This window comes from uncultured Methanobrevibacter sp., assembly GCF_902774605.1.
GTDB lineage: Archaea > Methanobacteriota > Methanobacteria > Methanobacteriales > Methanobacteriaceae > Methanocatella.
In genome coordinates this window covers 1-11,111 of the sequence record NZ_CACYJE010000060.1, presented here as the reverse complement: position 1 = coordinate 11,111, position 11,111 = coordinate 1, and the positions used below count along the sequence as shown (strand labels likewise).

Genomic DNA, 11,111 nt, shown 5'->3' with positions numbered 1-11,111 from the left:
TGGAACCGGACAGGATAGTTAAAATCCCCGACGATTTCAATCCACTGGTGTCTGCATTCATAGAACTGATAAGCGTAGCATATCAGGGAATAAGCAAGTTTTCAGAAATCTCAATCACCCCAAAAGACACATTGGGCGTGTGGGGAGACGGAAACCTTGGATTCATAACTGCATTATTATTAAAGGAGAAATTTCCCGACTCAAAAGTGATGGTGTTTGGAAAGCACCTTGAAAACCTTAACCTCTTCTCATTTGCAGACGGAATATATCAAATCCACAATGTCCCGGATGATTTGGCAGTTGACCATGCATTCGAATGCGTCGGGTCAAGCGCATCACAATCAGCAATAGAGCAAATCATCGACCTGATCAACCCTCAAGGAACAATTAATCTCTTCGGAGTAAGCGAATATCCAGTGCCTATAAACACCCGAATGGTATTGGAGAAGGGATTGACAATTCAGGGAAACAGCAGATCCGAAAGGGAAGATTTCATAGGCGTCGTTGAAACCCTCAAAAAGGACCCTCAACTCTTTGAGCACCTTGAAAAGCTAATCACCAATGTCTGTGAAATAAACTCATTGAATGACTTGAAGGATGCATTCGACAGGGATTACATTTCACAATTCGGCAAGACCATCCTGAAATGGAACAAGTAACCGCTAATAGAATTCATTGATTATCCTTAAGGATTCCACCCTATAATAATTCCTGTCTTTCCTATTGCATATTACCGGAAGCATTTCAACTTCGCTAATGTCCCTTCTGGTTAAAAGGGCATTGTTTCTTATTTTGCTTTTAATTCCTTCAAGGATAACTTCGCATGGATCGTCCTGGCTGCAATAGAGCTTTATGCTAAAATCGGAGTCTGACTTTATTGGACATTCCCTGACGCTAACATTCACTGTTCTAGGGCATATCAGGAAAATGTTCACTTTTTTCCTGTACTTTTCATAAAGGTTTTCAGCCAATTCAATGTACTTGGCAAGTTCAACCACATCAAAATCCACTAAATGATAATCCAAATAGATTATTTCCCCGTCTTCTGCAGCGAAAATGTCGCCTCCATTGAGGACTCCGTCATCGACTCCGACTGCATCCTTTGGAGTGATGTGGGTAATTTTTCTTGGTTCCCCGAATTTTTCCCTAATGATTTCCTTTTGTTTTTCAAAATCTTTTTGATTCATAATAAAACCTTCTAAAATTTAATTTGCATTCTTTATATTTGCTCTCATTATTTATAAATGGTTAAGTTCTAAATTAGGGAAATATTTAAGGTTTAAATCAATTTTACAAGCTTATTATAATTTTTTATTCACCATATGCTTTTTCAGTGGCGCATGAAAAATAAGTTGCGAAGTAATTATTATGATGTGGGGACAAAATTATGTAATGAACTAAAATTTTAAAAGTGATATTATGGATTATGAAACAATAATTCGAGAAAAATTCCCAAAATGCGACGTGGAAGTGATAACTCCAGGCATATTTGAAACAGACCAGTTGATAGAATACATTACAGATGACATCATAGTCTATCAGCCCCATTCGATCATGGTGTACAGGCATATGCTGAGATTTCTGATGAACGTTAACGTCAGGGGGAAAATATACTATCTGGACGGTTTTTCCGATGACGACATATCCCTGATTCATGAGGGGCTTTTAAAGTTCACCTGGAATAGGGATGTTAAGATCAACCTCTTTAAAAACTCCAATCCCGACAAGGATGTTCTGGGATTATAATTGGAAGAACTCGTCACAATACTCGCAGTAATAATTATTCTCGGATCCGCAGCAGTTTGTGATGATTATCGTGTTGGTTAATGATTCCTCGGCAAGTTCATCATAAGGCTCGCCGTGAAAAACCTTCACCAATTCTCTTTTGCAATAGGGACACTTCATAATAATTAATATATGGATAACTTCAAATATTAATATAGGTGAAAAAATATGATGATTAATCTCGGAGCGGAATTCGGCTCTCATTTGGAATCCAGTGAAGATGCAATGGAACTTATTGACATTTTAAACAAAATCCCGAAAGACGATTTCATAATCGATTTTAAGGAAGTTCATTTTGTTACAATGAATTTCGCACAAGCATATTACACTGCCAAATACGAATCTGACAAGAAAATCTCAGAAATTAACCTGTCAGATGAAGTGACTGTTGTTATGGGCGCTGCTGACGAAGCATGCAATCCATAATCCTTATTTTTTTTTAAAAGACAAAAAATTGTCCAACTCTGAAAAATTGTTTTCTCAAAGGAAAATTGTTATCATACGAAACTGCTTGTTTTATATACTTTTTAATCCAAAATAAGATTGTTAACTATCAAGCTGTTTAAATCCGGATTTTTTTCATCTTGTAGTTAATTATTGGATAATGAACATATTTTTAATGGGACATTAATTGGAATTAGATTAAATAATTTTGAAATTCAAAATATTTATGAGTTAATTGAAATAAATAAACCCGATATGTATAAATTAGGTGCTATAAATGATTATTAAAATTAATGATGAAATAAATCAAGCCTTGGATTTCAATCAGTCTGTGACTACTTTAATTAATAAAATAAATCAAATTAATGAAACGGATTTCATCATTGATTTTGAAGGAATTATTTTCATAAGTCGAAGTTTTGCACAAGCTTATTATGCATCTAAAAAACGTTCTCCTAAAAATATTGATGAAATCAACTTGTCAGGGGAAGTTAAACCATGATGGAAATGGTTGAAAAGCAATTGATGCTCTAATCATTTTCAAATATTCTTTTTTAATCTAAAATTTTTCATTTACTTCTTTTCAGGCATTCGGCTTTTTATATTTATTGGATTAGTGATTGTTGGGAGTTTTAACTATTTGTTAATTCAGTTCAGATGAAAATAAACATTAATTGTACTCCATTCTTTTTTTAAAAGAAAAGTTGTCTGAGAGTGAAAAATTGTTTTCTCGGCTAAAAATTGCTCTAACTCATAACTGGCTATTTTAAATATTTTGTAGACCATATTAGAATATCAAGGATGCATGTTGAGTTAAATAATTGTAACTGATTATTTTTGATAAAAATGCTTAACTGCACAGGGTTTTAAACAAAATTATTAATCATTAGGGTGGTTTATTGATGAAAGAAAAATTTTGTGAAAAATATTTTAACAATACCGTTAAGCCAAAGCATTTGAGGGAATTTGAAGCAAAAACACCAAATGGCAACCTGATCAAGGGCTATATTTCAAGAAAACCAAACAGGTATCTCGGCTCAATGATAATAACTCACATCACAGAAAAGAACGGTGAAAGCTATCAAACAGAACAGTTCATCCAATCATTTCCCAAAATCCACTACTGGGACAAAAGGCACAAGCTCAAGGAGGATGAAGGTCAAATCATATATCATTGCCAGGAAAAACTCGATGGAACATGTCTTATAATTTACTCACTTAACGACAAAAACGGCAATTCCATTGAAATCATTCCAAAATCAAGAAGTCAGGCAGTGGCCGATAATAGAATCCTCGACATGTACAGGCTAATCGACAAGAAGGCCATTGAGGAGTTTTTCACCAACCCAATTCATTTCAACGACACATTGATGTTTGAACTTTACGGGATACTGAACAGGCATGACATCGCCCATATGGATGCCTATATCGACATTGCATTGATTGGAGCCTATATTGGCGAGACATTCCTTGACCATATTTCAATCCTCAACTGTTCGGACCTTGACAATTTCAAAATCCCCGATACAGTATTCTCCATTGAAAAGCACAGCAATGAAAATTCATTTTCAATCAGGTGGAATGACGACAACATCAAGCTCAAAAACTACAAGATTGATAGTGAAAGTACTTTTCCGACACTATTCGATGCAATCCAGGAAATAAAGTCATTGTTGGAGAAGGTCAACCAGGAATACTTCAAGCACAACGAAAGAAGGGTCATTGAGGGCATAGTGATTAACGGGGAGCACTTCCTCAACGGCCAAATGTATCTTAAAGTCAAGCCAAGAGATCTTGAAGAGAAGGCAAGAAAATTGGATTCAGTGCCTCGAAGATTCGTGTTGAAGGAGATTCAAAAGTACTTCGATGAGTTCGGATCCAATGTCGAGAGACTTTATGAAAACGACGATACTCACTACATCAAATATGTCAAGCGGCAATTGAGGGAGGAATTCTCCTATGAGCAGATTGAAAATCCAAGGACACTCCGCAGGATAAGGAATACCTTCATGGATGTTTGGGACTCCCAGATTCCGCCAAAAAGCATCCAGAACATCTGTGACGAACTGGTACATGAAAACCCCGAATCAAGCGTCACTGAACTGATGAAGATATTTGCCAGGACATACCCTAGCAAGAAAAGGCAGTCAAGCTATGCGTTTAACATATTTTCAAAAATCATGAGCAGGTGATGGGGATGTTGGATGTTTTAGATGTGGGGAATATAATTTTGCTTTGCGTGCTTGCAATATTGATATATAAGAATAGGGATTGGGAGCACCGGCCAGTATTTATCGTATGCTTCGTGCTGATTCTGATTGCAGTAGTATTGACAATCATTTTCACTGATTAAATGAATGTAAAAAATATATGTTATCATATATAAAGTTAATAACATGAATGTTAAGGTAAAGCCTGTTGAACTGATAGAACTGTTCTATGATTTGATATTCGTGTATGCAATATCAAAGCTGACCGCACTGGTATCAGAGCCGGTAAATGGTGCAATTGCGCCATACAGCTTTTTCACATACATCATCACGTCATTTGTAATCCTGCAGGCATGGCTTTACTTCACCAATTACGTCAACCGCTACGGGCAATGGGAATGGCATGATTACCTTTTGGCCTGCGTGAACATGATTGCCGTAATCTACATGGCAAACACGATATCGCCGAACTGGGCATCCATGTCACTCACTTTCAACCTGTCCATGCTCATAATGCTTTTGACTGTGGTGATATTATATGTGATTCAGGCAAAACGGGAAAACTCCCTTAAGGGAGCGGCTGGAAACTCAATATCAATCCTTTCAATCGTCTGCATTATATATCTGATAGCGATAATCTCATTAGTATTCAATGTGGATGTCCATTATGTGCTTCTGATGGATGTGGTGGCAGTAATCGGCGGTGCTTTCCTGCCGTTTTTCATCAGGGGACAGTTCGACAAGAGCATCATTAGCTTCCCTCATCTTGTTGAGAGGTTCGAGCTTTTGACAATCATAACCTTCGGCGAGGCCATTGTGGGATTGACTCACTTCTTTGATGTGGCCAACTTCACATTAGTCCCTATTCTTGTATTCTTCATTGTCCTTACAATGTTTGGAGGTTATGTGGTTCAAATCCATAATCTGATGGAGCACCATAGGGTGGAGCGTTCGTTAAGGCTGATGTTTAGCCATTACTTCATAGTGATAAGCATCAATCTCGTGACTGTCGCATTGGAGCTCGTACATTCGGGAGATGTGAATCCGGTCTTTGCAGCGGGTTTGATGATGGTTTCACTAGTGATATTCTATGTTTCCATAATGGTCAACAAGGAGTATTATAAGGAAAACATTAAATTAACCAAAAAAGATATATTAGAAATGATAATGACCACCCTTTTGGGAATAGTTGTTATTCTGATATTTATTTCAAACTTATATGCTTTCCTGATTGGAAGTTTAATTATAACATTCGGCAATTTCACAATATTGCTGATGAAACAAAAAAGGTGTTTAAGTGAGTGAACAAAAACTAGAAATATTTAACGTATTGGACTATTTAAATAAGGGTAATGAACTAGACTACATGTTAAAAGAAGGGCAATTCGGAACATTCCCTTCAGCTCAAGACTGTGTTAAATACTTAGTGGATGAAGGATACCTTGAAGGAGACCTTGGCGAGATAGAGGCAGTTGGCGAAGAGGGTGAAAAATTAACTGCTGAAGAAATATCCAAAAAATACACTGTAGCAGAGCTGAAAGACATTCTAAGGGAAAACGGCCTTAAAGTGTCAGGCAAGAAACAGGAATTGATTGAAAGAGTGTTGCCTGTGCTTAACGGTGAAACAGAAACTGAAAAGACCGGTTCATTAGATGACTTTAACAAATCCTCTGATTTGACATTAACTGATAAGGCAAAAGAATTCCTAAAGGAAAACGAGTGGATCGACCTCTACAATTTTGCGCTTGTCGCATTCAGATTCGAGGACTATGAAACCTATGTTGCAAACTCATCAGCGGACATGATTGAAACAGGTTTGAAATTCTGTGATGAGATACTGTCCCGTGCAATAATGATGCCGAACCACTTCCTGGTGTTCATCGATGCGCTTTCCGCAAAAGCACACGTATACGCTTACGATGGGGATTACGAATCATTCCTTGACTATGACCTGCAAAGATACATTTTAGGATTGAACCCAATATCCCTGGATGCACAAAGCTATGCAAGCTATGATGTGGTCAATACCGCAAACGTCACCAACATTAAAAACGTGACAGAAGTGCTTAAGATGGGCAGTCTGAAGAAGAGATTTGATAAGATATGGGCCAAATCACATATTCACAACACCACCGTGCCTAAAAAGACATGCTATAAAATACTTCAAAAGGCTATTGGCGGTGCAGACCTTGAAGAGTTGAACTTTGACGTTAAGGAAAAATACTTTAGTAAAAAATTCGGATTTTAGATTATGAAGCGTAAAGTTGCAGGAATAGTATTTTTAATCGCCAGCCTGTACTATATTGTAGCTGAAGCTATTTCGGCAACTCATTTCAATGCTTCACTTTACAATACATATGCCATCCACACCATTTCCGAACTCGGAATCCCAAATGTTAACTCGCCGCTATTCTGGTTGATGAATTCCGCGTTCATATTGATGGGACTGGCACTGCTTTTCGCCAGTTTCTATAAGTTCAAGGATTATATTGTTAAAAATAATGCTGTTTTCTATATGCTCACTGCCGTAACTGCAATTGGGGTTATCATTGTCGGATTTGTTCATGGGGGAAACCCATTGACTTCAGGATACCATACTCTCGGTGCAGTGATGGCCATTCTTGGAGGCAACATTCTGCTTGTCCTTGTTTCAAGGTCAATGGAGGTATTTGAATCATATCAGAAGGCCGCCTTGATTTTGGGGATAATTGGATTGGTGGCGTTTTGGATAATGTTTTTCAACATGCATAACATCTACATGCCTGTCCTTGAGAGGCTGTCAGTTTACACGCTGATAATCTGGTGTTTTCTGACCGGAGTTCACATCATCAGAAATTAAAAATGGCATTGATTATATTATAGTTTCACTGAACTGTTCAGTATTTGCTTAACTGTTTTTTTTAAAATTATCGAATCAAATATAAAAAAGTAACCTTTTACTCACCAACATATAGATTCAAGTACAAAGATTTATATAGTTCATAAGTTAATAATCTTTCAAGGTGATAAAATGACAAACTTAGATAATGAAATTGAAGAAAAAATCTTAGCAATTGTCGAAAAATACCAAAAGGAAGAAACAAAACTTCTAAACTACCTGATCACTGATGATGAAATAACCTTTTTCTCACCAGTGGCAAATGGCAGTCAAATAACAGCTGAAGACTTGGAAAAAGTCGCAAGCATTCTGGACGGTTCATTTGCAGGAATGGAAGTCGTTAATCAGGAATACAGATTTAAATTTAAAATGGGTTGCTAAAAACCCATTTTTCATTTTAAATCATATTCATATAAAAGAAACCTTTCAAAACCAACCTCATCATAATATTCTTCAACAGTGTCAATGTATTTAAACCCTAAATGTTTGAAAACACTTTCAGCACCATCATTTCCATAAATGATGTCAACTCGGAAGCCTTCTTGTTATCTTTCAGCGAATATTTCCTGATGATATTGAATATTTCTTTGCTGATTTTCTTGCCTCTGCAGCCAGGGTCGACTGCAAAAGCATGAATGACAACAGTTTCACTTGCCTCGGCATTCACAGCCCAATTCGCATCATTGTAGCGTCCGCCAAAATTATTATTCACAATAATGCTTGAAACAATCTTTTCATCAGGCTTATAAATATATAATTCTTCTTTCAAAATCGAATTTTCAATATACTCCAAATCAGGATAATTCTCATTCCATTTGGGGTTAAAATAATCATTTGGTGTGTTTATGATATTTCTGTAAAAATCTAGAATATCCATTGATTCATGGATTTTTGCTCTTCTAATCTGAATCAGGGGTCCTGCCTTTCCAAATACTCCTGGGTCTTTTTACACTCAAGCATGCATTTTGTACAGCCAAGCCCTGCCTTATACTGGTCAATGATGTACTCGCTGCACACGTCAATGTCAATAATGTCTGAGCGATTCAAACAGTCATTCCACTTTTGAGGATTAATCGCATCAACAGGACATGCATCCTGGCAATTGGTGCACTCATCACATTCGGAATCTGTGATTGGTGTGTCGAATTCAAGAGGCATGTCGGTCAGTATTCCTCCAAGTGCAATTGCAGAGCCGTATTCAGGGGTGACAAGTAGTGCTGATCTTCCTATCCATCCCATTCCTGATTTTGTGGCAATTGTCTTGTATGGAAGAATGCTCAATAGTTTTTTCATGTCGCATTCATTGCGTGCCATTGTCAATCCAAATGCATCATATCCGAGATTTTTGATGTATTCCTCTCCTTTAAGCGAAATTTCGGTCAGCCTGTCAATCTGTGCATGAAAGCACTTCCAGTAGGATTCAAAATCCTCTTGGTTAAGAAATTCCATGGCTTCAAGGGGAAGCTTCAAGACAATGCTTATTCCATTTGGCAAATCGATGAATTCCCTGGCAAGGCCGTTCACGTCAGCAAAACCGACCTTGCTTGCACCCAAACTTATCAAGTAATCTTTAAGGTCACTCATTTCAGACATAATAATGATTATATTTTATGAATATATAAATGATATTGTAATGAATTTCTAACTTAAAGACTTATAAGCAATTAAGTTAAATATTTAATGTAGTGATAAAATGAATGATATTGATGTTTTAGTTGAAGCCCTGCCATTCATTAAGCAATTTTATTCCAAAAAAATTCTAATAAAATATGGTGGGCACGCAATGATTGATGAAGAGGCAAAATCCTCAACTGCCCGTGATACAGTGCTGCTGAAATATGTGGGAATGGAACCCCTTATTGTGCATGGCGGAGGCCCTGAAATCTCAAGGTCCATGGAAAAACTGGGAAAGGATGCGAAATTCATCAAGGGATTAAGAGTGACTGATGAAGAGACAATGGAAATAATCGAAATGGTTCTTGCAGGAAAGATTTCCACTGACATTGTGTCTGAAATAATCAAGCATGACGGTGATGCAATCAGCCTGTCCGGAAAGGATTCCAGCCTGATTAATGCCCACAAGAAGCCTGCCAGCAAGATTGATGAGGAAATTGTTGATTTGGGTCTTGTAGGTGAAGTCGACTCCATCAACACCGAATTATTGGCAATGTTTTTAAAGAATGATTATATTCCAGTAATTTCTCCTATAGGTATCGATAAGGATGGTAACAGCTTGAATCTAAATGCAGATACGGCAGCCGGTGAGATTGCAAGCGCTATCAATGCGGAGAAATTGATAATACTGACTGATGTTCCGGGTGTTTTAAGGAATCCGTCTGATCCTTCAACACTGATTCAAAAAATAAGGATTTCTGAAGTTCCGGGTTTAATTGAAGATGGCATCATTTCCGGAGGAATGATTCCTAAAATCGAGACATGCGTAAAAGCCATTGAAAACGGTGTTAAATCCTGCCATATCATTGACGGTAGGGTAAAGCATGCAATGCTTCATGAAATCTTCACAACAAATGGTATAGGGACTATGATTTTCAAATAGTCCAAATCATTTTATTTTTTAACTTTTTTTGCTTATTGATGTGCTGTAGTTAAATATCAGGATTATTTTTCCAAGTTTGATTGTTATCGGCATATGTAATTTTTCATATTTTAATTGATAAAGTTAAATTAGGTATAATATTAGGTATATAAGCTTTAACATTTAAATATTAATTTTGCCAAATAATTATATGGTGATAATTTGTTAGAACAATATGTTCCTTTTATCGGATTAATTATTTTTGGAAACATTGAAAACTTGATTCTGGCATCACAAGGTGTTGTTCAAGGAGTAAATCCTAAAATATTAGGTGGATTAAGTATAATTGCAGTAATCATATGGTTAGTTATTGGAACTGTCGCTACTGGAGTCGCAATACAATATGCAAGCTACATCACATTTATTGGTGGTCTTGCAATAGTCATATTGGGTATCCAGTCAGTACATGGTGCTGTTAGAAACTTAAGGGCTCAGCGTGGTGAAAACAATGGTAAATCTTAAGGATTATGCACCATTTTCAGGTTTGCTTATTTTTGGAAACATAGAAAACTTGATCTTAGCGTCACAAGGTGCAGTTGCACATGTTGATCCGTTCATTTTAGGAGGATTGAGTTTAATTGCAGTTGTCATATGGTTATTGATTGGAACATACGGAACCCAAATGGCTATCAAATATGCAGATTATATTGAAATATTTGGTGGAGTGGCTATTATCATATTAGGTTTACAATCAATGATTGAAGCTATGGGAGTAACTCTTTTCCCATAACTCTTTCCATTTTATTTTTTTTTAAATAATGATGATGGAATTGGCGTAAAATTTTTCAATCGTTTTTCGTGTTTTATTCTTTTTTAATTATCTTTAAACATTTTTCTGAGTTCTCGCCTAAGCAGTTTCCAACCGTTTACTCTTGGAAGCTCGTCAAGTGCAAAAATCTTGCGGGGAACCTTATATCTTGACAGGTTTTCACGTGCATAACCAATCAGGCCATCATCGTCAGATTCATTTTCCCAGACAACTGCAGCTACTGGTATTTCTCCCCTATGGCAGTCGTTTATGCTGAATATTGCTATTTCCTTAACTGCAGGATACTTTATCAACACTTCCTCAACTTCTGTAGGGTAGATTTTCCATCCGCTCATTACGATCATGTCCTTCTTGCGGTCTGTAATGAATAAACGGTTGTCCTCGTCAAGGTATCCGACATCACCTGTGAGGAACCATCCGTCATCAAGG

General features: G+C 36.8%; 18 protein-coding genes. 13 read left to right on the top strand and 5 right to left on the bottom strand.

Features of this window, described 5'->3' with window-relative positions:
• On the top strand, positions 1-659 hold a 659-nt coding region (locus QZU77_RS09330), incomplete at its 5' end, for a zinc-binding dehydrogenase (protein WP_295603410.1).
• A gap of 3 nt (positions 660-662) precedes the next feature.
• Here the strand turns inward: QZU77_RS09330 and QZU77_RS09325 are convergent.
• Positions 663-1,187 carry a hypothetical protein gene (locus tag QZU77_RS09325; RefSeq protein WP_295603408.1) on the bottom strand — a complete coding sequence of 175 codons (525 nt, stop codon included), beginning with the start codon at positions 1,185-1,187 and terminating at the stop codon, positions 663-665.
• 232 nt (positions 1,188-1,419) lie between these two features.
• Here QZU77_RS09325 and QZU77_RS09320 point away from each other — a divergent pair, with 232 nt between their 5' ends.
• Positions 1,420-1,746, top strand: coding sequence for a hypothetical protein (locus tag QZU77_RS09320; RefSeq protein ID WP_295603406.1), 327 nt, complete (start codon positions 1,420-1,422; stop codon positions 1,744-1,746).
• Here QZU77_RS09320 and QZU77_RS09315 read toward each other — a convergent pair.
• A complete protein-coding gene (locus QZU77_RS09315) occupies positions 1,741-1,905 on the bottom strand; it encodes a hypothetical protein (RefSeq protein WP_295603404.1) in 165 nt (54 codons plus the stop codon). The two genes, QZU77_RS09320 and QZU77_RS09315, sit on opposite strands and share 6 nt — an antisense overlap.
• A gap of 48 nt (positions 1,906-1,953) precedes the next feature.
• Here QZU77_RS09315 and QZU77_RS09310 point away from each other — a divergent pair, with 48 nt between their 5' ends.
• From QZU77_RS09310 to QZU77_RS09275, 8 genes are all read left to right on the top strand, one after another.
• Complete coding sequence (locus QZU77_RS09310) at positions 1,954-2,211, top strand: hypothetical protein (RefSeq protein ID WP_295603402.1); 258 nt, start codon at positions 1,954-1,956, stop codon at positions 2,209-2,211.
• Positions 2,212-2,506: 295 nt separating this feature from the next.
• The gene (locus QZU77_RS09305) at positions 2,507-2,731 is read left to right on the top strand and encodes a hypothetical protein (protein ID WP_295603400.1); all 225 of its coding nucleotides are present in this window, start codon (positions 2,507-2,509) and stop codon (positions 2,729-2,731) included.
• Positions 2,732-3,131: 400 nt separating this feature from the next.
• The gene (locus tag QZU77_RS09300; RefSeq protein ID WP_295603399.1) at positions 3,132-4,421 is read left to right on the top strand and encodes a hypothetical protein; all 1,290 of its coding nucleotides are present in this window, start codon (positions 3,132-3,134) and stop codon (positions 4,419-4,421) included.
• A gap of 5 nt (positions 4,422-4,426) precedes the next feature.
• The gene (locus QZU77_RS09295; RefSeq protein ID WP_295603397.1) at positions 4,427-4,582 is read left to right on the top strand and encodes a hypothetical protein; all 156 of its coding nucleotides are present in this window, start codon (positions 4,427-4,429) and stop codon (positions 4,580-4,582) included.
• 43 nt (positions 4,583-4,625) lie between these two features.
• On the top strand, positions 4,626-5,744 hold the full coding sequence (locus QZU77_RS09290; protein WP_295603395.1) for a low temperature requirement protein A: 1,119 nt from the start codon (positions 4,626-4,628) through the stop codon (positions 5,742-5,744).
• Positions 5,737-6,687, top strand: coding sequence for an SAP domain-containing protein (locus QZU77_RS09285; RefSeq protein WP_295603393.1), 951 nt, complete (start codon positions 5,737-5,739; stop codon positions 6,685-6,687). Before QZU77_RS09290 ends, QZU77_RS09285 begins: the two co-directional genes overlap by 8 nt.
• 3 nt (positions 6,688-6,690) lie before the next feature.
• Positions 6,691-7,278: a DUF998 domain-containing protein gene (locus tag QZU77_RS09280; RefSeq protein WP_295603391.1), complete on the top strand. Its 588-nt coding sequence runs from the start codon at positions 6,691-6,693 to the stop codon at positions 7,276-7,278.
• 171 nt (positions 7,279-7,449) lie between these two features.
• Positions 7,450-7,698: a hypothetical protein gene (locus tag QZU77_RS09275; protein WP_295603389.1), complete on the top strand. Its 249-nt coding sequence runs from the start codon at positions 7,450-7,452 to the stop codon at positions 7,696-7,698.
• 97 nt (positions 7,699-7,795) lie between these two features.
• On the opposite strand, the gene QZU77_RS09270 is transcribed toward QZU77_RS09275, so the two are convergent.
• Together QZU77_RS09270 and QZU77_RS09265 are read right to left on the bottom strand one after the other, a co-directional pair.
• Positions 7,796-8,194 (bottom strand): GNAT family N-acetyltransferase, encoded by a 399-nt coding sequence (locus QZU77_RS09270; RefSeq protein ID WP_295603387.1) that lies wholly within the window; start codon positions 8,192-8,194, stop codon positions 7,796-7,798.
• 32 nt (positions 8,195-8,226) lie between these two features.
• A complete protein-coding gene (locus QZU77_RS09265) occupies positions 8,227-8,910 on the bottom strand; it encodes a reductive dehalogenase domain-containing protein (protein ID WP_295603385.1) in 684 nt (227 codons plus the stop codon).
• A 100-nt stretch (positions 8,911-9,010) separates the two neighbouring features.
• Here QZU77_RS09265 and argB point away from each other — a divergent pair, with 100 nt between their 5' ends.
• The 3 genes from argB to QZU77_RS09250 all read left to right on the top strand — a co-directional run bounded on the left by argB (position 9,011) and on the right by QZU77_RS09250 (position 10,643).
• On the top strand, positions 9,011-9,874 hold the full coding sequence (gene argB, locus QZU77_RS09260; RefSeq protein ID WP_295603383.1) for an acetylglutamate kinase: 864 nt from the start codon (positions 9,011-9,013) through the stop codon (positions 9,872-9,874).
• A 201-nt stretch (positions 9,875-10,075) separates the two neighbouring features.
• Complete coding sequence (locus QZU77_RS09255) at positions 10,076-10,375, top strand: hypothetical protein (RefSeq protein WP_295603381.1); 300 nt, start codon at positions 10,076-10,078, stop codon at positions 10,373-10,375.
• Positions 10,362-10,643: a hypothetical protein gene (locus QZU77_RS09250; protein WP_295603379.1), complete on the top strand. Its 282-nt coding sequence runs from the start codon at positions 10,362-10,364 to the stop codon at positions 10,641-10,643. The genes QZU77_RS09255 and QZU77_RS09250 overlap by 14 nt, the downstream gene beginning before the upstream one ends.
• An 83-nt stretch (positions 10,644-10,726) precedes the next feature.
• Here the strand turns inward: QZU77_RS09250 and QZU77_RS09245 are convergent.
• The coding region (locus QZU77_RS09245) for a class I adenylate-forming enzyme family protein (protein ID WP_295603377.1) at positions 10,727-11,111 on the bottom strand (385 nt) is incomplete at its 5' end.